Origin of the sequence: Allokutzneria sp. A3M-2-11 16 (genome assembly GCF_024213555.1) — a bacterium.
In the GTDB taxonomy this organism is placed as follows: domain Bacteria; phylum Actinomycetota; class Actinomycetes; order Mycobacteriales; family Pseudonocardiaceae; genus Allokutzneria.
Map to the genome: position 1 here is coordinate 423,631 of NZ_JANAVO010000004.1, position 22,471 is coordinate 446,101.

19 protein-coding genes are annotated in these 22,471 nt (G+C 70.8%); 11 read left to right on the forward strand and 8 right to left on the reverse strand.

The annotated features are described in order from the left end of the window. Positions 1-19 precede the first annotated feature (19 nt). Entirely contained in the window at positions 20-1,465 is a 1,446-nt protein-coding gene (locus NLX83_RS25890; RefSeq protein WP_254237761.1) for a sensor histidine kinase, read from the reverse strand. Continuing rightward, positions 1,462-2,187: a response regulator transcription factor gene (locus NLX83_RS25895; RefSeq protein WP_254237762.1), complete on the reverse strand. Its 726-nt coding sequence runs from the start codon at positions 2,185-2,187 to the stop codon at positions 1,462-1,464. Before NLX83_RS25895 ends, NLX83_RS25890 begins: the two co-directional genes overlap by 4 nt. Positions 2,188-2,277: 90 nt before the next feature. Between NLX83_RS25895 and NLX83_RS25900 the strand changes: the two genes are divergently transcribed. Beyond that, a complete protein-coding gene (locus NLX83_RS25900) occupies positions 2,278-2,922 on the forward strand; it encodes a GOLPH3/VPS74 family protein (protein ID WP_254237763.1) in 645 nt (214 codons plus the stop codon). A gap of 191 nt (positions 2,923-3,113) precedes the next feature. On the opposite strand, the gene NLX83_RS25905 is transcribed toward NLX83_RS25900, so the two are convergent. Further along, positions 3,114-4,382 (reverse strand): pyridoxal phosphate-dependent aminotransferase, encoded by a 1,269-nt coding sequence (locus NLX83_RS25905; RefSeq protein WP_254237764.1) that lies wholly within the window; start codon positions 4,380-4,382, stop codon positions 3,114-3,116. Between the two features lie 75 nt (positions 4,383-4,457). Then, positions 4,458-4,697: a hypothetical protein gene (locus NLX83_RS25910; protein WP_254237765.1), complete on the reverse strand. Its 240-nt coding sequence runs from the start codon at positions 4,695-4,697 to the stop codon at positions 4,458-4,460. A gap of 169 nt (positions 4,698-4,866) precedes the next feature. Between NLX83_RS25910 and NLX83_RS25915 the strand changes: the two genes are divergently transcribed. The 4 genes from NLX83_RS25915 to NLX83_RS25930 all read left to right on the forward strand — a co-directional run bounded on the left by NLX83_RS25915 (position 4,867) and on the right by NLX83_RS25930 (position 9,318). After that, positions 4,867-6,420: a GGDEF domain-containing protein gene (locus NLX83_RS25915; protein ID WP_254237766.1), complete on the forward strand. Its 1,554-nt coding sequence runs from the start codon at positions 4,867-4,869 to the stop codon at positions 6,418-6,420. A 429-nt stretch (positions 6,421-6,849) separates the two neighbouring features. Beyond that, the gene (locus NLX83_RS25920) at positions 6,850-8,370 is read left to right on the forward strand and encodes a hypothetical protein (RefSeq protein WP_254237767.1); all 1,521 of its coding nucleotides are present in this window, start codon (positions 6,850-6,852) and stop codon (positions 8,368-8,370) included. Then, positions 8,358-8,978: a YigZ family protein gene (locus tag NLX83_RS25925; protein WP_254237768.1), complete on the forward strand. Its 621-nt coding sequence runs from the start codon at positions 8,358-8,360 to the stop codon at positions 8,976-8,978. Before NLX83_RS25920 ends, NLX83_RS25925 begins: the two co-directional genes overlap by 13 nt. A gap of 67 nt (positions 8,979-9,045) precedes the next feature. Continuing rightward, entirely contained in the window at positions 9,046-9,318 is a 273-nt protein-coding gene (locus NLX83_RS25930) for a hypothetical protein (RefSeq protein WP_254237769.1), read from the forward strand. A gap of 14 nt (positions 9,319-9,332) precedes the next feature. On the opposite strand, the gene NLX83_RS25935 is transcribed toward NLX83_RS25930, so the two are convergent. Beyond that, on the reverse strand, positions 9,333-10,199 hold the full coding sequence (locus NLX83_RS25935) for an NAD(P)-dependent oxidoreductase (protein WP_254237770.1): 867 nt from the start codon (positions 10,197-10,199) through the stop codon (positions 9,333-9,335). Positions 10,200-10,308: 109 nt separating this feature from the next. Here NLX83_RS25935 and NLX83_RS25940 point away from each other — a divergent pair, with 109 nt between their 5' ends. Further along, positions 10,309-13,392, forward strand: coding sequence for a BTAD domain-containing putative transcriptional regulator (locus NLX83_RS25940; RefSeq protein ID WP_254237771.1), 3,084 nt, complete (start codon positions 10,309-10,311; stop codon positions 13,390-13,392). A gap of 234 nt (positions 13,393-13,626) precedes the next feature. Here NLX83_RS25940 and NLX83_RS25945 read toward each other — a convergent pair whose 3' ends face one another. From NLX83_RS25945 to NLX83_RS25955, 3 genes are all read right to left on the reverse strand, one after another. Continuing rightward, positions 13,627-15,168 (reverse strand): hypothetical protein, encoded by a 1,542-nt coding sequence (locus NLX83_RS25945; protein ID WP_254237772.1) that lies wholly within the window; start codon positions 15,166-15,168, stop codon positions 13,627-13,629. Beyond that, complete coding sequence (locus tag NLX83_RS25950) at positions 15,144-15,479, reverse strand: ATP-binding protein (RefSeq protein ID WP_254237773.1); 336 nt, start codon at positions 15,477-15,479, stop codon at positions 15,144-15,146. The genes NLX83_RS25945 and NLX83_RS25950 overlap by 25 nt, the downstream gene beginning before the upstream one ends. A 146-nt stretch (positions 15,480-15,625) precedes the next feature. Further along, entirely contained in the window at positions 15,626-17,011 is a 1,386-nt protein-coding gene (locus NLX83_RS25955; RefSeq protein WP_254237849.1) for a helix-turn-helix domain-containing protein, read from the reverse strand. A gap of 198 nt (positions 17,012-17,209) precedes the next feature. On the opposite strand from NLX83_RS25955, the gene NLX83_RS25960 reads away from it, so the two are divergent. The 5 genes from NLX83_RS25960 to NLX83_RS25980 all read left to right on the forward strand — a co-directional run bounded on the left by NLX83_RS25960 (position 17,210) and on the right by NLX83_RS25980 (position 22,359). After that, on the forward strand, positions 17,210-18,622 hold the full coding sequence (locus NLX83_RS25960) for a sodium:solute symporter (protein ID WP_254237774.1): 1,413 nt from the start codon (positions 17,210-17,212) through the stop codon (positions 18,620-18,622). Beyond that, positions 18,619-19,785: a pyridoxal phosphate-dependent aminotransferase gene (locus tag NLX83_RS25965; RefSeq protein WP_254237775.1), complete on the forward strand. Its 1,167-nt coding sequence runs from the start codon at positions 18,619-18,621 to the stop codon at positions 19,783-19,785. Before NLX83_RS25960 ends, NLX83_RS25965 begins: the two co-directional genes overlap by 4 nt. A 79-nt stretch (positions 19,786-19,864) precedes the next feature. Next, positions 19,865-20,479 (forward strand): phosphatase PAP2 family protein, encoded by a 615-nt coding sequence (locus tag NLX83_RS41990; protein WP_254237776.1) that lies wholly within the window; start codon positions 19,865-19,867, stop codon positions 20,477-20,479. Between the two features lie 207 nt (positions 20,480-20,686). After that, positions 20,687-21,316 (forward strand): winged helix-turn-helix transcriptional regulator, encoded by a 630-nt coding sequence (locus tag NLX83_RS25975; RefSeq protein ID WP_254237777.1) that lies wholly within the window; start codon positions 20,687-20,689, stop codon positions 21,314-21,316. After that, the gene (locus NLX83_RS25980; protein WP_254237778.1) at positions 21,313-22,359 is read left to right on the forward strand and encodes a serine hydrolase domain-containing protein; all 1,047 of its coding nucleotides are present in this window, start codon (positions 21,313-21,315) and stop codon (positions 22,357-22,359) included. Before NLX83_RS25975 ends, NLX83_RS25980 begins: the two co-directional genes overlap by 4 nt. Positions 22,360-22,471: the final 112 nt, after the last annotated feature.

The window sequence follows — 22,471 nt, forward strand, 5'->3', positions numbered from 1 at the left end:
CATCACGCTATCCGGACGCTCAGGCCGGGGGCAGGACGATGCGGGTGGTGGTGCCGCGTCCGGGTTCGGTGTCCAGTTCGATGCGGCCGTTGTGCGCGGAGACGATCGCCGCGCTGATCGCCAGGCCCAGGCCGGAGCCGCCGCGCGCCCGGGTGCGGGCGGCGTCGGCGCGGTAGAAGCGGTCGAACACCCGCTGCGCGTGCTCGGCGTCGATGCCCGCGCCGTTGTCGGCGACCTCCACCAGCGCGTACGCCGCGGCCACTGGCAGGTCGCTCCCGGACCAGGCCACGGTGCGGGCGGGCTCCTCGACCGGCCGGTAGCGCACGGTGACCCGGACCGGGCTGCCGGGCGGGGTGTGCGCGATCGCGTTGATCACCAGGTTCGTCACCACCTGGCGCAGCCGGGCCTCGTCGGCGATCACCCGGACCGGGCCGTCCGGCACGGAGAGGGTGATGGAGCGGTCCTGGTCGCGCACGCGGGCGTCGTGCACCACGTCGTTGACGGGGACGAGCAGGTCGACCTCGGTGAGGTCCAGCGCGCGCTGCTCGTCGAGGCGGGCCAGCAGCAGCAGGTCCTCGACCAGGCCGCCCATCCGCTGCGACTCGTCCTCGATCCGCGCCATCAGTCTGTCCACATCGGACTTCTCCGGCGCCCCGCCCCTGCGGTAGAGCTCGGCGAAGCCGCGGATCGACGTCAGCGGCGTGCGCAGCTCGTGCGAGGCGTCGGCGACGAACTGCCGCAGGCGCTGCTCGGAGTGCTCGCGCTCGCGCAGCGCCGAGGAGATGCGGCCGAGCATCACGTTGAGGGACTGGCCGAGCCTGCCCGTCTCGGTGCGCGGGTCGGCATCGGGCACCCTGCGGTCGATCTGCCCGGCCGCGATCGCCTCCGCCGTGCCCTCGATCCTGGTCAGCGGGCGCAGGCCGATCCGCACCAGGTAGGTGGACAGCACCGCGAGGCCGACCAGGATCACCAGGCCGACGACCACCTCGACGCTCATCAGCTCCGCGACCGTCTCGTCCCGGGACCTCAGCCACATCGCCACCGCGACCACCCTGCCGAAGTCGCCGATGACCACCCGGACCCGCCAGTCGCTGCCGCCGTCGCTGTCGGGCACGGTGAAGGTCGTACCCACGCGCGTCTTGAGGACGTCGTAGCGCAGCCTCGGCATGCTGGGCGACTCCAGCGAGGAGCCGCCGCGGTAGGTCTCCACCCCGCTGCGGCTGAAGGCCACCAGCCGCAGGTCGGTCGGCAGCTGCTGGTCACCCCGGTTGAACTTGCCCAGCGGCGGCCCCTGCCCGTCGCGCATCCGCCCGGAGGTGGTCTGCAGCTGGGCGTCGATGCGGGAGACCAGGGACAGGTCCAGCCACACCAGGCTCAGCGCCCCGACCACCGTCAACCCGGTGGCGCACAACGCGACCAGCGTCGCCACCAGCCGCGTCCGCAGCGTCCAGGGCCGGTGCTTCACGAGCGGCCCCGGCCCCGTGGCGTGCGCAGGGTGTAGCCGACGCCGCGGATGGTGTGGATCAGCGAGGGCTCCCGCCGGTCGATCTTGCGGCGCAGGTAGCTGATGTAGGACTCCACGATGCGGCTGCTGCCGTCGAAGTTGTAGTCCCACACCCGGTCCAGGATCTGCTCCTTGCTGACCACCTTCTCCGCGTTGATCAGCAGGTAGCGCAGCAGGTTGAACTCGGTCGGCGACAGCGGCACCGGCTCGCCCGCCCTGCGCACCTCGTGCCCCTCCTCGTCCAGCTCCAGGTCGGCGTAGCTGAGCACGCCGTCGTCGACGGCCTCCGCACCGGGCGGGCGGGTGCGGCGCAGGATCGCGCGCAGCCGGAGTACGACCTCCTCCAGGCTGAACGGCTTGGTCACGTAGTCGTCGCCGCCCGCGGTCAGCCCGGCGATGCGGTCCTGCACGGCGTCGCGCGCAGTCAGGAACAGCACGGGCAGCCGCTCCTGCGCCGACCGCAGCTGCCGGGCGACGGTGAACCCGTCCAGGTCGGGCAGCATGACGTCGAGCACCACGATGTCCGGCTGGAACTCCCTGGCCGCGCTCACCGCCGCCGCGCCGGTGTCGGCGACGCCGACCTCGAACCCGCTGAGCCGCAGCGTCGCCGAGAGCAGTTCCAGGATGTTCGGCTCGTCGTCGACCACGAGCACCTTGGCCGAGCGCGGCTCATCGATGTTCACCGCGCCAGCATCCCGATCCAGGCTGAGAGTTTGCTGGGAACACGCTGAGCAGGCCGGGATACTCGCCGATCCGGTGTCACCATCGAGGGTGTGCACCCGTCTGACTCCCTTCCAGCCCGCCTGTTCCTGCTCGCGTTCGACCAGGACCGCGGCCGGCTCACCGGGGGCGCCGCGCTGGCTCCGCTGCTGCGCGCGGCAGCGCTGACGGAGCTGCACCTCAGCGGCAGGCTGGCCGACGCCTCGGGGAAGGCGCGCGCGGTGGCCGCGACGGCGAGCGGCGATCCGGTGCTGGACCAGGTGCTGGCGCTGGTCGGCTCCGCGAGGGCGCGGTCGTGGCGGTACTGGATCGGCTACCGCCCGAAGACCACGGTGGTGGCGGTGCGGGAGGCCCTCGTCGCCTCGGGGCACATCCGCCTCGCGCGCCGCCGGGTGCTCGGCGTCTTCCCCACCACCAAGATCACGTTGCTCGATCCGGGCGAGGCGACGCACATCGCGAGCCTGGCCTCCGAGGCGCTGCGCGGCGCGTGGCCGGTGCCGGAGGTCGATCTCCGCGACGCCGCCGTGGTGAGCCTCGCCGCCGCGGCGAACCTGCGCACGGTGGTGAGCCGCGCGGACCGCCGGACCTACCGCAAGCGCCTCGCCGAGCTGAGCGCGCGGGTCGGCCCGGTGCCCACCGCCCTGCGCAAGGCGTTGCAGGCGCAGGGCGGCGGTCCCACAGGAAACGACGGCGACTGACCCCCCTCCTCCGCTGCCCCTCCTCCTCCGCCAGGGGTTCGGGCGTCTTCAAGTACCCCCGACCCCCGTCCCAGCGGTCTTTAACCGCCCCCAACCCCGCGGCGCTCGCGAGGGGGTTGGGGGCGGTTTTCGGTGATCGTTAGCGGGGTTCGGGGTACTTGAAGACGGTCCAACTGCGACGTTGTGTGGGGCTAGCGATAGGTGAGGCCCGCGTCGGCCATGCGGCGGGTGGCCTCGACGACGTCCTTCTCCCCAGCCGCGATGTAGAGGCGCAGGTAGGGCAGCGGCGTCGCGCCGGACTCGGGCCCGGGGTACGGCCACGGCCACACGGGTGCCACGAGAACCCCCGTCCGCTCGAAGCACTCGGCGCGGTACTGCTCGGGCTCGTAGGCGGGCGGCACCTCGATCAGCACGTACGGCGTGCACTCCCCCGCGTGCACGGCGCTCCTGGGGTGGCCGAGCTGCTCCACGCACGCCTGCACGGCGGCCTCGCGGATGTCGGCGACCTCAAAGCTTTGCGCGGTAAGGAAATCCGCGCTCTCCGCCGACTCCAGCCAGTCCGCCATGGCGTGCTGCGCCGGTCCCGCGTGCATCAGCCCGTGGTGCAGCCGGTACCGGTTGACCAGCTCGCTGAGCACGTCGGGCGCGGCCACCATCGACCCGATGCCCCAGCCATTGCACCCGAACTGCTTGCCCATCGAGCGCACGGCGAGCCACGGCACCCGCGGCGCGCGCTCGACCACCACGCGCAGCGCGGAGGTGGCGGTGACGCCCGCGTCACAGACCCCGAAGTACGCGTCGTCGACGAGGATCGCGGCGTCGTGTTCGACTGCCGCGTCCACCATCGCGGTGACGAACCCCTCGGACCAGTTCACCGCGGTGGGGTTGTGCTGTGCGTTGATCACGACCATGGCCAGGTGTTCCCCTGGTGTGGCAAGCACCTTGGCCACAGCCTCAGCCAGATCCTCTTGCTGCGGCTGGAATCCGTGCTCCGGGCGCAGCGGGAGGTAGCGCACGGCGAAGCCGAGCGGGCCGAACACCCCGGAGTAGTCCCAGCTCGGTCCGGCGGCGAGCACCACCGGTGTGCTCGAACCCGTTCTTTCCTTCACCAGGCGGCCGAAGTCGAACATCGAGTGCCGGGTGCCGGTCCAGGAGACCGCGACCTCCCAGTCCCCTCCGGCGAGCCCGTGACCGGTCGCGAGGTGCTCTCTTAAAGCGCTGCGCAGCCTCGGCAAGCCGTAGAGCGAGAGCTGGTAACCGTGTGCGTTGACCGGCGTCTCCGCGAGGCGCGCCGCGAGCGCTGGTGGCACGCGGTCCCAGGTCTCTCCGAAGCTGAGACAGATCGGATCGCCGTAGGGCAGGCCCCGGTGCAAGTACTCGCGCAGCAGCAGCACGTCCGGCATCGCGCACGGAGCGGCGTCACCGTCGAGCAACGTGCGCAGGGTGGACTCGGTGATCATGGCAACCTCCAGGCTTGAGATGAGCCGGAGGGTGCCCAAGGCCGATGGATCCGTGATGGAGCCAGGATGGACGCGTCAGGGCTGCTGCCGCGGCGAGTAGTCCTGGATGGACGGCTGGGCGGGCGCGGCGGGCTTGCGGCCCTTCTGCACCAGGCCGAGCACCAGCAGGACGATGCCGAGCGCGCCGACGCCGATGCCGAGCGCGGGCTGCATGGGCTCGGCCCACATGAGGATGACGAACTGCCGGTCGCTGTACTGGGACAACGCCATCGAGCCGAAGCCGAGCAGGATGAGCGCGAAACCGAACCGCACCATGGGTCTCTCTTCTCGTTCAGGGGAGGTGACCGGGAACTGACTCCCCGTGCCGCGCTTCGGTTCCTGACACATCGAAAATTCTTACCGTTCGTCCAGGTGTCAGCCGTCGACACCGCCATCCGGTCGTCATAGGGTGTGCTGAACCCGGCGTATTGGCAGGTCAACGGCAATGTCAGCAGCTCGTGGGGCGCAGTGGCGGTTGTTCCGCGCGGTGGCCGTCGTGGTGTCCCTGGTTCTGGTGGCCGCGTCGGTCATGGTCACCACCGAGGCACTCGGCAACCCGGGCTCGGTGCTGGCCGACAAGACGCTCCAGGTCCTCTTCAGCGTGGTCACCGTGGTGACCCTGCTGGTCGGCGCGCGCCGCCGGAGCGGGGCGGACCGCGACTGGCGGCTGTGGATGACGGCGACGGCCTGCTGCATGGGGCTCGGCCTCGGCGTGTGGATCTGGACCAAGCTGATCAGCGGCCTGCCACTGCCCGCGAGCACCCTCGGCAACATCGCCTACTTCATGGTTCCGGTGTTCGCCCTGATCACGGTGATCAGCCTGATCGACCTGGGGGTCGCGGGCGAGGAGCAGCAGCAACAGGCGACGCGGCCGAGGCGGGCGCGCGCGGTGCTGCTGCTGGACGTGGTGATCGTCGCCAGCTCGGTGCTCCTGGTCGGCCACGCCGGGCTGATGCTGAAGCTGACCAACCGCTCCGCCTCCTCGATGGCGGGCGGGAACCTGGTGCTCCAGCTGATGCACCCCATCTCCTACGTGCTCGTCGCGGTGATCGCGGTGCTGGTCTCCGGAGCGCGCGGCCTGTCGCGGCAACCCGCGCTCGGCCTGCTGGTGCTCGGTTTCCTCGCGCACGCGGTCTCCGCGACGATCACCACGAGCCTGGTGCTGAGCGGTATCAGGCACATCCCGCCGGTCATCGACATCGGTTACATGACGGGCAACGCGCTGTTCCTGCTGACCGCGGTCGCGCCGCCCGGCCGGCCCTCCTCGCGCAAACGCAGGCGATCCGACCACTGGCTGCGCCTGGCCGTCCCGTACGTGCCGCTGCCGATCGCCGCCCTGTTCCTGGCTTTCCGCGCCACCGACGGCACCCAGATCGAGCCGCTGGAGATCTACCTCGGGTCCTGCCTCATCGCCGCCGTCGTCGGCAGGCAGCTGATCGCGATCGCCGACAACCTGTGGCTGCTCGGCCGCCTGCGGGCCAGCCAGCGCGAGCTGGAGTACCAGGCGTACCACGACTCGCTGACCGGCCTGGCCAACCGGGCGCTGTTCCAGGAGACGCTGCGCCGCGCGGTGGAGAACAACACGGCGACCGGGCCGCCGCTGCTGGTGCTGTTCATCGACTTCGACGACTTCAAGAAGGTCAACGACCAGTACGGGCACGCGACCGGCGACGCGCTGCTGCGGGTGATCTCCGCGCGGCTGCGCGCACTGCTGCCCAGCACCGACCTGGTGGCGCGGCTCGGCGGTGACGAGTTCGGCATCCTGTTGCACCAGAACGGCAAGACCGCCGAACAGGTCGGCACCGCGGTCCTGGAAGGCATGCAGCGGCCGTACCAGGTGGACGGGCGCGAACACGTGGTGCGCGCCAGCATCGGCCTCGCCGAGCTCAGCCCCGACGACGCGACCCTGACCGCTGAGGAGCTGCTGGCCCGCGCCGACTCCGCCATGTACACCGCCAAACGACGCGGCAAGGGCACCCTAGCCCTGCACTCCACCTAACCCCCGCACTCCGCCTGACCCCACCCTCCGCCTGACCTCGCACTCCGCCGCCGTCCGCACTCCGCCAGCCCGGGAGGTTGGGGCGTCTTCAAGTACCCCCAACCCCCCTCCCAGCGGTCTTTAACCGCCCCCAACCTCGGCGCCCGCCCCGGGGTTCGTCATCGTTTGCGACAGTGCTGACGGGGGTGTGGTGGTCTTGAAGACGCCCCAACCTCGGCGGCGGTCGCGGTCCCGGCATTACGATGTGCGGATTCACCCTGGCGGGTGGGTGACGGGGGTTGCTTTGCGCGCTGCTGCTGAGAATCGGGCCGGAGGCCGGAGGCCGGAGGCCGGAGGCCGGAGGCCGGAGGCCGGAGGCCGGAGGCCGGAGGCTGACGCGGTCGCGGTCGCGGGGCGCCGGTGGCTGAGGCGCAGGTGACCGGGACGCAGGTGACTGGGACACGGTCGCGGGCCACGTTCCGCTACGCCAAGACAGTGCTGGCGGTGGGCCGCACGGTCACGTCAACCGCGCGGCTGCTGGACATCCTGCCGCTGCTCGAAAGCGACCGCCGTGTGCAGGTGTTCTTCACGATCGCGCCGGGCTCGGACTTCGCGGACGGCGTCGCCGCGCTGCTGAACCGGGCCAAGGTCGTGCCGTGGGAGCAGGCCACCGAAACGACCTACGACCTCGCGATCTCGGCGAGCGCGAACGGCGACCTGCACCGGCTGCGAGCCCCGCTGCTGCTCATCCCGCACGGAGCTGGGCACAACAAGCTGCTGCCCTCCGGCGCGCTCTCCGGCTTGGCGCGGGAACAGTTGGTGCACAACGGAAAACTCACGCCCAGCGCGATCGCCCTCACCCACACCGACCAGCTCGCCACACTGGCACGGACGTGTTCCGAGGCGCTGGACCGCGCGGTGGTCGTCGGCGATCCGTGCCACGACCGGATGCGCGCGAGCGGCTGGGCGAGGCGGCGCTACCGGGACGACCTCGGCGCCGCCGGGCGGAAGATCGTCCTGGTCAGCTCGACCTGGGGCGGGAACGCGCTGCTGGCCGTGCGACCGGACCTGCCGGACCGGCTCGCCAGGGAGCTGCCCGCCGACGAGTACCTGGTGATCATCGCGCTGCACCCCAATGTCTGGGACTTCCACGGCGCGCGGCAGCTCGGGCACTGGCTGCCGAGCGCCGCTTTCCTGCCGCCGCACGAAGCTTGGCAGGCAGCCGTGATCGCCGCCGACGCCGTGATCGGTGACCACGGTTCGCTGGCGCTCTACGCGACCGCGATGGGCGTTCCGGTGCTGCTGGGCACGTTCGCCGACGAGGAGATCGCGGCGGGCACGCCCATGGCCGAACTGGGCGCGCGAGCACCGCGCCTCGACGATCGGCCGCTGCGCGCGCAACTCGACGATCTCGTTGCCTGGGAAGGAATTCGCACGTTCGATCAGAGCGGTGAGGCAGCGGGAAGGCTGCGCGAGGTCATGTACCGGCTGATGGAGCTGGAGCCGAGAGGTGCGGCGGAACTGCCCGCGCTCCCCCGGCCCTTCGTCGACGCGCCGCAAGCCCAGTCGTACTTCGTCGCGTCCAGGTGCTCGAACGGCAACATCGTTGAGCTGGAACGCTTTCCCCTCCACGATCCCGTCTCCGAGCTGCCTCAGCGGCACATCGCCGCGACCCCGGACGCGGACCCGCGGCGGCTCCAGGCGGCCGGGGTGCTGCTGCTCCCGGACGGCGCCGACGCCGAGCGCTGGCTGGCCGAGCTCCCGGTCTGCCGCACCGTGGGAGTGATCACCGGTCCGCGCTCGTGCGTGGTGTGGCTGCGCGACGGGCGGCGGCTGGCGGTCTCGGGCGGTCCGGCGGAGCTGGTGGCGTCCGCCGTGCACGCCTGGCTGTCGAGCGGCCGGGTGGTGGAGGAGCTGAAGCGGGGCTTGCTCATCCAGACAGGTAGCGTCGAGTTCCGATGCGCACTCTGAAGAAGTCCGGCGAGCACGAGCTGGAGATCAAGAAATCGCGGTTCGTCTGCGCACTGGCCAGGGTCGAGCACGAGGACGAGGCGCGCGAGTTCATCCGCTCCCGCCGCAAGGCGCACGTCAACGCCGGTCACCACTGCTCCGCCTACGTCCTCGACGACGCGCAGCGGTCCAGCGACGACGGAGAGCCTGCCGGGACGGCGGGCGTGCCGATGCTGGAGGTCCTGCGCAGGCGCGAGCTGACCGGAGTCGTCGCGGTGGTCAGCCGCCACTACGGCGGGGTCAAGCTGGGCGCGGGCGGGCTGATCAGGGCTTACGGCGGCGTGGTCGCCGAGGCGGTCGACCTGCTCGGCGTGGTCGAGCGGCGACCGGTCCTGCTGGTCTCCACGGTGGTGGACTACCTGCGGGCGGGAAAGCTGGAGAACGAGCTGCGGAACTCGCGGTTCCGGCTCGCCGAAGCGGACTACGGGGCCGAGGTGCGGTTCCGGATCAGCGTCGAGGAAACCGCCCTCGCGGAGTTCGGCGAGTGGCTGGCCGAACTGACCGCGGGGCAGGCTCAGTACACAGTGGACGGTTCAGGTCATGTCGAAGTGGATCTGACGAATGGATGAGACCCCCTGACGCGCCTCTCCCGTTGTGTCATCTTGGAGACAGCGGTGGCGTACGAGGGAGGCGCGTATGTCCGGCCTGTTCCTGTTCACGTTGCTCTGGGTGCTCATCGCACTGGCCCCCGTGCCCAATCCCCAGGTCCGCCGAACGCTCCTGCTGCTGGTGCTCGGGGTCTCGGTGACCGCGATCGCCTACACCTTCTTCGAGTTCACCGAGGCCGGGATGCGGCAACGCGACGACGACAACGACCGCGGCCTGCTGAACATGGCACTGCTGGTGGCCGGGCCGGGGGCGCTGGTCGCGCTGCTGCGGCTGGCCACGGCGAACCACGACCGCAGCTGACCGTCCACAGTGGACTAGGGCTTCTTGATCCGCTCGATCAGGCTGGTCCAGCTGTCCGCGCCGTGGCCGGACTCGATCGCGCGGTCGTAGTGCGCCTTGACCGCGCGCGGCAGGCCGGTCTCGATCCCGGCCTCCTCGCTGGCGCCGACGATGTGGTCGGCCGTAGCGCCCATCATGACCACGCTGGCCAGGTCGCCGGGGTGGTTGCCCTCATCGATCTGCTTGGCGGCCCCCTCCAGGTACATGCTGATCCCGGCGAAGTTGTCCGCGGCGTAGTGCCGGAAGCTCTCCGCGGACACGCCCGCGGAGTTGAGCAACGCGGTCGCGTGCAGGTAGGCCGACAGCGAGGTCAGGAAGATGTCCAGCTGCGCCTGGTAGTACAGCTGCGCCAGCGTGATGTCCTCGCCGACGTAGTCCGGCCGCCCGATGACGCTCAGCATCGGCGCGTACTGGTCGAAGGTCGTGCGGGAACCGCTGTAGAAGACGTACGCGCCCTCCTCGCCGACCAGGTCCGCCGGGACCATCACGCCGCCGGTCAGCAGCTCGGCGCCGTGACCGGCCAGCCAGGCGGCGGCCTCGCGGGTCTTGCCGGGCGTGTCGGAGCTGAGGTTGACCACGACCTTGCCCGCGAGCGCGTCCGTCGCGGTGCCGAGGATGTCGTACATGGCCTGGTAGTCGGTGAGGCTCAGGATGACCACGTTGTTCGCCGCGAGCGCCGCGCCGACGTCGGCGGCGCGGACCGCGCCCTCGGAGACGAGCGCGTCGGCCCGGCTCGCGGTGCGGTTCCACACGGTCACGGCGTGGTCGCCGGCGAGCAGCTTGCGGACCATCGCCTGGCCCATCGGACCGAGTCCGATCAGGGTCACGCCGATCTTGCTCATGTTGTCCTGCCCGTTCAGAGTGTGTTTTCGGGGTCGAGAACGACTCTGCCCGGCGCCGCGCACGGTTCTCGCACGAGTCGCTGTCGGTGGCTCGGGCTAGTTTCGTGACGTGCGATTCGGACTGCTGGGGCCGTTGGCCGTGTGGACCTCCGACGGACACCCCGTGCGGGTGCCCGAGCCGAAGGTGCGCGCGCTGCTGGCGGCGCTGCTCGCCCACGAGGGCCGGGTGGTCTCGGCGGATCGCCTTGCCGAGGACCTGTGGGGCGGGAAGCAGCCCGGCAATCCGCTGAACACGTTGCAGACCAAGGTTTCCCAGCTGCGCAGGACACTCGGCAGGGACGTCGTCCTGCGCGAGGCTCCGGGTTACCGGATCAACGCGGAGTCCGTCGACGTCGAGGAGTTCCGTTCGCTGGCCACGCGGGCGCGGACCGCTCAGGACCCGCGCGAGCGGGCCGAGTTGTTCGGCTCGGCGCTCGCGCTCTGGCGCGGTCCGGCACTGGCCGACTTCGCCGACGAAGCCTTTGCCGCGCCCCTGGTCCAGCGCCTGGAGGAGGAACGGCTGTCGGCGCGGGAGGACTGGGCCGACGCGCGGCTGGCCCTCGGCGAGCACGGCGCGGTCATCAGCGAACTCGGCGAACTGCTCGCGCGGCACCCGCTCCGGGAACGCTTGCGGTCACTGCACATCCGCGCGCTCTACCGCGCGGGCAGGCAGAGCGAGGCGCTGGCCAGCTACACCGAGCTGCGCGACCGGCTCGCCGACGAGCTCGGGCTCGACCCCGGTCCGGAGCTGACGGCGCTGCACCAGGCAGTCCTGGAACAGGCTCCGGCGCTGGACGTCGCCCCACCGAAGACCAACCTGCCCGCGGCGGTCGGGGAGCTGATCGGCCGGGCGGAGGCAGTGCGCGCGGTGCGGTCCCGGCTCGGCGAATCGCGGCTGGTGACGCTGATCGGGCCGGGCGGTGTCGGCAAGACCCGGCTCGCGGTGGAGGTCGCGCGCGTGCTCGGCGACTCCTTCACCGACGGCGCGTGGCTGCTGGAGTTCGCGGGCGTGGACCGCCAGGCCGCGTGCCCGCCGGACGAGTGGGTCGTCGCGGCGATCGCCGCGACGCTCGGCATCCGCGAGGAGCCGACGCCGGGTCCGCGCCTCGACCTGGCCGACCGACTGGCGGAGGCGTTGCGGCACAAGGAGATCCTGCTCGTCGCCGATAACTGCGAGCAGCTGGTGGAGCAGATCGCCGAGGTCGTGGCGCGGGTGCTGCGCCGGGCTCCCGGCGTGCGCGTCCTCGCCACCAGCCAGGAGCCGCTGGGCCTGGCCGGGGAGGTGCTGTGGCCGGTGCCGCCGCTGGAGGTGCCGGGCCGTTCCAGCGACCTCGCCACCGCGCGCGGGTTCAGCGCGATCCGGCTGTTCGAGACTCGAGCGGGCATCACCGTCGACGAGGACACGGCGCCGGTGGTGGCCGAGATCTGCCGCAGGCTGGACGGCATCCCGCTCGCGCTGGAGCTGGCCGCGACCAAGGTCCGGGTGCTCGGGGTGCACCAGCTGCTCAACCGCCTCGGTGACCGGTTCCGGCTGCTGGCCGGGGGTCCGAGGGACGCGCCCGCCCGTCAGCGCACGCTCCGCGCGATGATCGACTGGAGCTGGGAGCTGCTGAGCGAGCCGGAGCGGGTCCTGCTGCGGCGGCTGGCGATCCACGCCGAGAGCTGCTCGCTGGAGGCGGCCGAGGCGGTGTCCGGCGACGGGGCCGACGTGCTGGAGCTGGTGTCCTGCCTGGTGGACCGGTCCCTGGTGGTCTCCCAGGTCCGCGGCGGCGCCGAGCCGCGCTACCGCCTGCTCGAATCCGTCGCCGCCTACAGCCTGGAGCGCGTTCACGAGGCGGGCGAGTTCGAGGAGCTGCGCCTGCGCCACGCCCACTTCTACGTCGATCTCGCCGAGCGCGCCGCGCCGCTGCTGCACGGACACGACCAGCGGCTGTGGCTCGAACGGCTCGACGCCGAGACCCCCAATCTGCGCGCGGCCCTGGAAACCGCTGTGCGGCAAGGGGACTACGCTCTCGCGCAGCGCCTGGTCACCGCGCTGACGTGGTACTGGTTCCTCCGCGGCAGGCTCGCCGAGGCGAGCAGGTCGCTGCGTCTGGCAGGCGGATCGCCCACGACGCGCGCCTGGCTGACCGGGATCGCCGTTTTGGAAGGGCAGCGCCCGGACCTCGACGTGCTCGACGCGGTGGAGGAGCTCGACGACCCGCGCGCGCTGTGGTTCCTCGGCTACTGCATGTCCACGGTGGGCGATATGCACACCGGCGAGCGGCTGACCCTGTTGGCGCTCAAGCGGTTCGAGGAGGCGGGCGACCAGTGGGGCGTCGCCGCCGCGACCAGCGACCACGTCAGCCAGCAGATGCACAAGGGCGCGTTCGCCGAAGCGAAGGAACTCGCCAACCGCAGCGCGCGGCTGTTCGCCGAACTCGGTGACCGCTGGGGCCAACTCCAAGCGTCGTTCACCCTCGGCACCCTCGCCGAGGTCACCGGTGACTACGAGCGCGCCGCCGCCCTGCACCGCGACGGCCTCCGCATGGCCGAGGAGCTGGACCTGTGGCCCGAGGTGTCCTACCAACTGTCCTGGCTCGGCCGGATCGCGTTGCTCACCAAGGACTTCGACCGGGCTCGGGACCTCCACGAACGCGCGCGGCGCCTCGGCGCGGAACAGAGCTTCCCGCCCGCCGAGATGTACGCGGTGACCGGCCTCGCCCTCGGCGCGCGCCGCGAGGGCAAGTTCGACGAGGCGGAGGAGCACCTGCGGCGCGTCCTCGCCTGGCACCGCGGCGTCGGCTACCTGGAGGCGGGCGCCCTCTCGCTGGCCGAACTCGGCTTCATCGAAGAGCAACGCGGCAATGCTCCTTCGGCGCGTCGGCTGCACGAGGAGGGGCTCGCGTTGGCGCGGCGCACCGGTGATCCGCGTGCGATCGCGTTGGCTTTGGAGGGATTGGCGGGGGCGCACGCGCTCGTCGGCGAGCTTTCGCGGGCGGCGACGTTGTTGGGGGCCGCGGATGCCGCTCGGCGGTCGGTGGGTGCGCCGTTGCCCGCGGCGGAACGTGGGGACGTGGACCGGATCTCGGCCGTGGTGGGTGATGGTTTCTCAGCGGACTTCGAATGGGGGACAGGCGCTTCGCTGACCGATCTCGGATTTTCCGACACGTAGTTTCGGCCGCCCATTTCCTCTAAGTCATCAAGCACCCCGCACACCACGTAAACTGTGCCTATGCGCCCCGACCGCCTCCACACCCAACGTGAGGCGGCCGCAACCTAGAGAACCCCGTTTCGTACTCATAGCGGGCAAGAGAGCGCTCCCAAATCCCGGCAAGAGTACGAAACGGAAGATCTTGGCGGCCTCAGCGCGGGATGAGGGTGAGGTGGAGAGATGCGGGACGGGGCGCTAGGAGTCGGTCAGGCGGGTGCGGAGTGAGGCGACGTCGGGGTGCCGGGACGCCTCGTACACCTCCAGCAGGCGCTCCAGGTGGAGGCGGACCATCGCGGTGTCACCACGGGATTCCGCGACGGCGATCAGGCGCACCAGGACCCCGGCCTCGTACTTCGGCATACCGCGAGCGCGGTAGATCTCGGCGGCCCTGACGAGCCACGGGTGCGCGTCACTGTCCACTTCGGACAGAGTCTCCATGATGCGGGCCTCGGTCCTCGCGTCACCCTCGCCCTGGCGGGCCAGCGGAAGCGCCTCGTTGAGCAGGCGCAGCGCGTCATCGGTGCGGCCGTCATGGGCGGCTATGCGGCCGAGGTAGTGCTTGGCGAGGGCCTGCGGAGCGGGGCTGATGTCCTTGACCAACTCCAGGAAGCGCTCGTAGGCGTGCTTGGACTCCGTGAACTGGCCGCGGTGGAAGAGAACCCGGCCGGTCAACTCCCAGACGGAACCCTGCAGGCGCCTGTTGGCCGAAGCCAGCTCCCGCGCCGCCTCCACACCGGCCAGGGCGGCGTCGGAATCACCGTGATCCAGGTCGAAACGAGCACGCTGACTGAGCATCCTTGCCTCTGCTTCCCTGTTGCCCCACAGCTTCGCCGCCCGGAGGCCGAGATCGTCCAGCTCCTGCCAGATCAGCCGGTGCGGCCGGTTCATGTGCAGGGCGAACATCGCTTCCGCGATCGACACCACCAGCTCGAACCAGCCCTGCCGCAACGCGATGGCCGCGACGCCGACCAGCGCGGTCCGCTCCGCCTCCTGCCAGTCCAACGCCTTCGCCGCACTGCCGAAGGGGTTCTCCCCTGCCACAGAAAACAGGCGGAACCGGTCCTTCTTGATCGCGAGGTCGGCGAGCTGGGCCTGCCGCGCGAGCTTCTTCGCGAGGCGCAGCTCGGCGTCGTCGCGGTCCTCCCCACTGGGCCGCTTGCCGATGGCGTGTTCGCGGACGGGGCCCAGGAAACGGAAGCGGCCCGCGTGGTCCTCGATGATCAGGTTCGCCTCGACCAGCTCGTCGAGGGCGTCGGCGGGCGGAGCACCGAGCAGAGCCTCGGCGACGTCCTCGGTCCACGCGGGGCCCGGGTAGAGCGGAAGCAGTCCGTACAGGAGCTGAGCCCGCGGGCTGAGCTGGTCGTACGGCACCTCGAAGAGATCCACGACGAGCTTCCCTCCGTCGAGCGCGCGCACCAGGCGGGCGATCTCCCGCGTCGGGTACTTGCGGAGCCGGGCGCCCATGGTGCGCAGCGGCAACGGGAGGCGGCCGCACTTCGCGATCAGCTCGGCGACCGCGTCGGGTTCCCGGTCCAGGCGGTCCTGCGAGCAGAACCGGGTCAGCAGCTGCATGGCGTGCTCGGGGCTCAGTTCGGCGAGGGACCGGTTCTCCGCACCAAGGGTGAGAACGTGGTCGAGCTGCCAGTGGCTCGCCACGACCACCGCGCTCGCGGCCGACGCCGGGATGAGCGCGGAGATGTCGTCTTGCAGCTTCACGTTGTCCAGCAACAACAACACGCGCTGACTCGCGCTGTGCCGCCAGTACTGCTCTTTGCGCGCCGGAAGCCGACCTTCACCCACTCCCGCCCGACGCCGAGCTGGACGATGAGGTCACCGAGAACGTCCTCGTAGTCGACGGTCTCTTCGTGGCGGTAGTCGTCGAGGTCCACGTAGAGCACGGCGTCCACGTCGGCCTCGTTGCCGTACTCCAGGAGCAGCGCCGTCTTGCCGGAGCCCGGCGGCCCGGACAACAGCATGAGCAGCGGTGCTGTCTCGCGCGGTGCTCGCGCGTGGGTCCGGAACCAGGCGCGCTCGTCGTCGCGGTTCACGAAGCCGGGTTGACGGGGTGGCAAGCCCCAGGTGGCGGGAGGCGGTGATCCGGGCATCTCGACTCTCTCCCCTGTGCGACGCGAGCGGAGATGATCTTTTCACGGTCCGCCGCGCGCAGCAGGCTTCTCGGGCGAATGCCCAGGTGCTACTCGCGCCGCCAGCGCAGGGCCAGCCACAGCTCAGCGCGGGTGTCGGGGGTGGCGAGATCCCGCCCGAGCAGCTCCCCGATTCGGGTGACGCGGTGCCGGACGGTGTTGCGGTGCACGCCCAGGGCCTCGGCGGCGGCGTCCCACCCGCCGTGGTGGGCCAGCCACGCGTGGAGCGTGTCGAGCAACCCCGCCTCCGCGACCGGTTGCAGGATACGCCGCGCGAATGCCCGAGCGTCCTCGCCGGACACCAATGAGTCCACAGTGGAGTCATCGACGCGGGAACGGCCTTCGATCACTGCCTCCGCGAACAGCCGCGAAGCGCGTACAGCAGCGGAACGCAGCTCTCCCAACGGAACCGGACCGCTGGCGCCGACCAGCCAGCCCCTCGGCGCATGCGGCCGATCTTCCGGCAGGACAACGAGAACCCCGTCCGCGACCGGAGCCACGAGCGGTGTGTCGAACGCGTGCGCGCTCTTCTGGACACGGCGCGCGCGAACGACTCGCCACCGCGTGTTCGACGGAGCCTCCAGGGCTTTTTCCAACAGTGCAGCCGAATCCACGCCCTCCACCGCCAACCCGAGCAGCCCTGCCGTGAGGTCCGGCGACGACCTGGTGGACGCGACCAGCAGCGACAGCAGAGCGACGCCGACGCTGAGCACAGCGCGGTCGGCGGGCTGGAAGGAATCTCCGGCGACGAGCACGGATCGTGGACCGGAACCGGCTCCGCGCAAAGCATGCGCGACAAGCTGGCGCGAACCCTGGTGCGCCGTGGCCGCAGAAGGGCCTTTCGGTGCGCGAACGCGTTCAGCGAGACGAAGAACATCATCGGGCGGCGCGGCACCGCCGGACGCGACGCGGCGGCCGGACGGGTCGAACAGCACGGTCCAGCCGGAGAGCAGGCTCGCCAGGCGACGCACCACCGCCGCGGCACCTTCGCTCGCCGCGGCCTTCGTCAGCGCGGCCTGCGCCGTGGACAGCCTGCGCATGCCCGCGCGCTCCGCCTCCGCGAGCATCAGCGACACTTCCTGGCCGATCCGCAGGAACGTGACCTCGATGGACACCAGCAGCAGCGGCAGGCCGTGCCGTTCGCACGCGGAGATCAGCAGCGGCGGCACCGTGTCGTGAACCGGGGTCACCCCGAAGCCGAGCGCTGCGGCCCCCGCCTCTGCCAGCCGCCGGACGTAGACATCGATTTCCTTTGCCTTGGAAGGGAAATCGACACCGGCGGTGAAGAGCAGCTCGTTGCCGATCAGGTAGCGCCCCGGGTCCCGCAACTCACTGACGTGCACCCACCGAACGCACCGCCCTTCGACCGGCCCCACCAACACCGTCAACCCGAGATCGGCGCGCGCGACCAGATCGCTCAACGCCACCGTCGGCATCTCCACGCCCCACCCCTCCCTCCCCAGCGTTGTGTACCCAATGCGGCATTCGTTACGTCTGGCGAAACAAATGCCACATTGGGTACACAACCGCTGGACAAAACATCCTATGTGAAGGCCGCGATTGTGCGAGTTGTCCACTTCGATGTGGCTCAGCGATTCCCTACGGTCGCGCTAACCCCCGGCAATGGAGGCAAGATGCCCATCGACTCCCTGGTGATGGTGAGCTACCTGCTCGCCATGGTCGCGGTCGGCTGGTGGGCCGCCCGCCGCGCAGGCACGAAGAGCGAGTTCCTGGTCGCGGGGCGGCGCCTCGGCACCACCATGTACTCCGGCACGATGTCCGCGGTCGTGCTCGGCGGCGCGTCCACCGTTGGCGGGGTCCGGCTCGGCTACCTCTACGGGATCTCCGGCGCGTGGCTGGTGCTGACGATCGGCCTCGGCGTGCTCGGGCTGAGCCTGCTGTTCGCGCGGCGGATCACCCGGCTGAAGGTCTACACGGTGTCGGAGATGCTCCAGCTGCGCTACGGCGGCGGCGCGGCCGCGATCTCCGGTGTGGTGATGTGGATCTACGCGCTGATGCTGATGGTGACCTCGACGATCGCCTGCTCGACGATCTTCGGCGTGCTGTTCGGGATGGGCCGGGTGTCCTCGGTGGTCCTCGGCGGCGGCATCGTGGTGCTCTACTCCGTGCTCGGCGGGATGTGGTCGATCACCCTCACCGACATGGTGCAGTTCGTGGTGAAGACGGTCGGCATCCTGTTCGTGCTGCTGCCAGTCGCGGTCGCGAAGGCGGGCGGTTTCGACGGGCTCGCCGCCGCGCTGCCCGCCGACTACTTCTCGTTGTGGCACATCGGCGCGGAGACGATCCTGACCTACGTCCTCGTCTACTTCTTCGGGCTGTTGATCGGCCAGGACATCTGGCAGCGCGTGTTCACCGCGCGCGATGACAAGGTGGCCACGGTCGGCGGCACGTTCTCCGGGCTGTACTGCCTGGTCTACGCGTTCGCGGGCGCGGTGGTGGGCATGTCGACGAAGGCGCTGTTCCCGAACCTCGCCTCGCCCGACGACGCTTTCGCCACCATCGTCACCGACGCGCTGCCGACCGGGTTGCGCGGACTCGTGCTCGCGGCGGCCCTCGCGGCGGTCATGTCCACCGCGAGCGGAGCGCTGATCGCGTGCGCGACGGTGGCCAGCAACGACATCTGGCCGCGCCTGCGCCGATCGGAGATCCGCGACGAGGTCCGCACGGCACGGATCTTCACGCTGGTGCTCGGCATCGCGGGCATCGCGATCGCCTCGATGCTCCAGGACGTGGTGGGCGCGCTGACCGTGGCCTACAACCTGCTCGTCGGCGGACTGCTGGTGCCGATCCTCGGCGGGCTGGTGTGGCGGCGCGGGACCCGGCAGGGCGCGCTCGCCTCGATCGTCGCGGGCGGGATCACCGTGGTGGTGCTGATGTTCACCCACGGCATGCTTGCCAACGAGCCGATCCTGTGGGGCCTGCCGATCAGCCTGGTGACCTACGTGGCGGTCAGCGTCGCCACCCCGCCGACCGACACCGAGAAACTCGCGGAATGGCAAGCCCGCCTGACAGGAGAGCCCCGATGATCCCCCGCATCAGCAGCAAGGTCGCCTCGTTCACCGAGTCGGTGATCAGGGAGATGACCAGGGAGGCGGACGCGCACGGCGCGGTCAACCTCTCGCAGGGGCTGCCGGACTTCCCCTGCCCGCCGGAGCTCAAGCGCGCCGTGGCCGACGCGGTGAACGCCGACCTGAACCAGTACCCGACCACCTTCGGCGAGGCGGCGCTGCGCGAGGCCATCGCGGTCAAGACCGAGGCGGCCTACCCCGGCTGGCGGGTCGATCCGGAGACCGAGCTGTGCGTGACCTGCGGCGCGACCGAGGCGATGGTGGCCACCATGCTCGCCCTGCTCGAACCGGGCGACGAGGTGATCATGTTCGAGCCGCGGTACGAGAACTACGGGCCGGACGCGATCTTCGCCGGGGCGAAGCCGGTGTTCGTGCCGTTGCACCGTCCGGAGTGGACGATCGACGAGGCCGAGCTGCGCGCCGCGTTCAGCGACCGCACCAGGGCGATCGTGGTGAACACGCCGCACAACCCCACCGGCAAGGTGTTCTCCGCCGAGGAGCTGGCGCTGATCGCGGAGCTGTGCCAGCGGCACGACGTGCTGTGCTTCACCGACGAGATCTACGAGCACATCCACTACCTCGGCGAGGGCGGCCACGTCCCGCCCGCCACCGTGCCCGGCCTCGAGGACCGCACGGTCACGATCAACAGCCTGTCCAAGACCTACGCGGTCACCGGCTGGCGGGTCGGCTGGACGATCGCGCCCGCCTGGGCCACCAAGGCGATCCGCACCGTGCACGACTTCCTCACGGTGGGCGCGCCGACCCCGTTGCAGGCCGCCGGGGTGACCGCGATGCGGCTGCCCCGCAGCTACTACACCGACCTGGCCGAGCACTACCGGAGGCTGCGTGACCTGCTGTGCCCGGTGCTGGCCGACCTCGGTTTCGAGCTGCGCGTGCCGGACGGCGCCTACTACGTCCTCTGCGGGACCGGGAAGTTCGACCCGGCGAAGGACGATGTGGCGTTCGCCCGCAGGCTGATCACCGAGGTGGGGGTGGCGACCGTGCCCGGCTCCTCGTTCTACGCCGAGCCCGCCAAGGGCGGTGACCTGGTCCGCTTCGCCTTCCCGAAGCGGGAGGAGACGCTGCTGGCCGCCATCGGGCGCCTGGGCACGCTTGGGTAAAGATCACCACGTCGCGCCGCACCGGCCGATTTCCCCTGGTACTACGAGAGGAAGATCGTCTGGAGAACGGGGGGTCGGCGTGAGCGACACCAGCGTTTCCCGGACCGAGGGTCCCGGCCGATGGCTCGCCAAGGCGGCCACCGAGGTGCTTTCCCCGTACGTCGTGCTGATCGCGCTGCCCTTCGCGGTGGCCGCGGCCACCCAGGACCGGCAGGGCGAGGCACTGTGGTGGGCCGCGGTGCTCGCGGTGTTCTCCAGCTTCATCCCGTGGGTGCTGATCATGGGCGGGGCGCTGCGCGGGCGGTGGGAGGGCCACCACGTGCGCAACCGGGAGGGCCGCAAGACACCGTTGATCATCTGCGGCAGCTCGGTGGTCGTGGTGACCGCGCTGATGGCGGTCCTGGACGCGCCCGCGAGCATGCGGGCGCTCGGCGTCGCGGAGCTGGTCTTACTGCTGGTGACGGTCGGCGTGACCTTCGGCTTCAAGTGGAAGATCAGCATCCACGCCGCGGTGGCGTCGGCCGCGGCGCTGGTCACGGCGGTGCTCTACGGGCTGGCTTGGCACTGGTTGTGGCTGCTGGTGGCGCTCGTCGGCTGGTCGCGGGTGCGGGTGGAGGACCACGACCTGGCGCAGGTGCTCGCGGGCACGTTGCTCGGCCTGGTCGGCGGTGCGCTCTTCCTCGGCCTGGCCTGACGATCCCGCCTGACGGTCCCAGCCGGGTTGGGGCGTCTTCAAGTACCACCGACCCCCGCTGAAAACGTCTCAAACCGCTGCTAACCCCCGCGCCCGGGTTCGGGGGTTAGCAGCGGTTAGCGACCGCTGGGAGGGGGGTTCGTGGTACTTGAAGACCTCCCAGCCTGCGTGGCGGAGTGATCGCGTGCGGGAAAGTAAGCTCGGCGGGTGCGGAGTTACCGGCAGTACTGCGGACTCGCGGCCGCGTTGGACGCGGTGGGCGAGCGGTGGACGCTGTTGGTCGTGCGGGAGCTGCTCATCGGCCCCCGCCGCTACGGCGAGCTGCTCGCCGATCTGCCGGGCATGGGCACCAACCTGCTCGCCGAGCGGCTGAAGTCGTTGTCCCACTTGGGGATCGTGACGAAGGACGAGCAGGTCTACACCCTGACCGAACGCGGCAGGGGGCTCATGGGCGCCGTGCGGGAGCTGACCCGGTGGGGCCTCGCCGGGATGGACGAGCCGGACGAGGACTCGATCTGCCGCGCGCACTGGGCGCTGGGCGGGCTCGGCGCGGCGGCCGACGCCTCGCGGGTGCCGGGGTTGGCGGAGAGCTACGAGTTCCACATCGACGACGAGATCTTCCACCTGAAGGTCTCCGGCGGTGTGGCGCGGGCGCGGCGCGGTCCGGCCGATCAGCCCGCGATGACCATGACCACCGACGCGAAGACCTTCGTGCGCCTGGGATCGGACAAGTACACCGCCCGCGACGCCCAGGCCGAGGGGCGCCTGACGATCACCGGTGACCCCGAGGCGGCGCGGCGCTGCGCGAAGGTGCTCGGGATGGGTGGCGAGTCGTGATCATTCCGGAGCTGCGACCGCTGCGCGACGCCTTCGACGACCTGCTCGGCGCCCGGCCCGGGTGGAGCGGGGCCCTGGCCGTCCACCACCGCGGCAGGCTCGTCGCGCACCTGCACGGCGGCCCGGACTACCGCTCGGACAGCGTGCAGCTGATCTGGTCCTCCTCCAAGGGGATCGCGGCGCTGGCGATGGCGGCGCTGATCGATGACGGCAGGCTCGACCCGGAGGCCCCGGTCGCGGAGTACTGGCCGGAGTTCGCCGAGGGCGGCAAGGCGGGCGTCACGGTGCGGCTGCTGCTCTCCCACCAGGCCGGTCTGTCCTCAGTGGACGGTGGGTTCGGGCTGGACGACGTGATCGAGCACGACGGCCTCGCCAAACGGCTGGCCGCCCAGGAACCCCTGTGGGAGCCCGGAACCGCGCACGGCTACCACGCGCTGACCTTCGGCCCCCTCGTCGGTGAGCTGTTCCGGCGGATCACCGGTGGCACCGTCGGCGACTGGCTGGCGACCGAGTTCCCCGAGCTCGACGTGTGGTTCGGCCTGCCGGAGTCGGTGGAGCCGCGCCTGGTCCCCCTGTTCACCCCCATCGGTTTCGATCCGAAGAGCCCGGTGGTGCGCGCGCTGCTGACCCGGGACACGCTGACGCGGCAGGCCTACAGCGCGGACTTCGGCGCCCGCGTCGGCAACGAGCGGAGGCTGCGCGCGGCCGAGGTGCTCTCGATCGGCGGCGTCGCGTCCGCGAAGGGCCTCGCGGGCCTGTACGCGGCGTTCCTAGACCGGCTCTCCCCCGCCACGATCGACCTCCTCGCGCGCCCGCACGCGTCCGGCCACGACCTGGTCCTGTTGCAGGAAACCGCTTACAGCCTGGGTTTCCAAGTCAGCGACACAACGTTCGGGCACGACGGGCTCGGCGGCTCGCTGGCCTTCGCCGATCCGGCCGCCGAGCTGACCTTCGCGTTCGTCACCAACCACATGCCGGTCCGCGGCTTCGCCGACGAGTGCACGGGGCCACTGGTGGACGTGCTGCGCGGCTGCCTGTCCTGAACCCGGCGAACAGGGACACGCCACATAACCAATTCGGCACCCCGACACAAAAGCATGAATGCTTCGCCTTCCTCCGAATCGGAAATGTGAAAACAATGGAATCGGCTTATCC